Here is a 523-nt window from a genome sequence, read left to right on the forward strand (position 1 = left end):
CAACGACTACTCCTTCTACGAACTGCTCGACACCCTCGTCCAGGAGCAGCCCGCCGACTCGGGCGACCTGGAGGCAGGCGGCGCGTTCCGCGCGATCGGCATCGCCAAAGGCCACGCCTTCAAACCCGACGACCGGATGCGACGCCTCCTGGAAGAGGCCGTCACGATCGGCAACGCAAGCGGCCGCACGGTCGGCCTGCGCGCGCGCCTGCAGGAAGGCTTCACCTATTACGAGGGCTCGGCCTGGTACAACCCGCTCTTCGCCGGCGGTTACGACTGGACCTCCCCGCCCCCGGAGATCACCCCGGACGGAGTCCAGCTCAACGAGCCCGCTTCCGGGCGGGCGCTGAACTCGCGCACCGCGTTCTTCTACATCGCCACGTGCGACACACCCGCGATGTGCATGCGCCTGACGGGAGTCGGATCCCAGTACCTGGCGGTGGCTGCGGACTCCGAGGGTCAGCCGTTCGACGGCGCCCGCCACTACCGGCTGACGCTGCCGGCCGGGATCCCCGCCGCCCGG

General features: G+C 70.0%; 1 pseudogene. It reads left to right on the forward strand.

The features are described from left to right. A pseudogene (locus tag N4G66_RS45290) lies at positions 1–523 on the forward strand (DUF1254 domain-containing protein); the annotation flags it as partial.

The organism is Streptomyces rhizosphaerihabitans, from assembly GCF_025399795.1.
GTDB lineage: Bacteria > Actinomycetota > Actinomycetes > Streptomycetales > Streptomycetaceae > Streptomyces > Streptomyces rhizosphaerihabitans.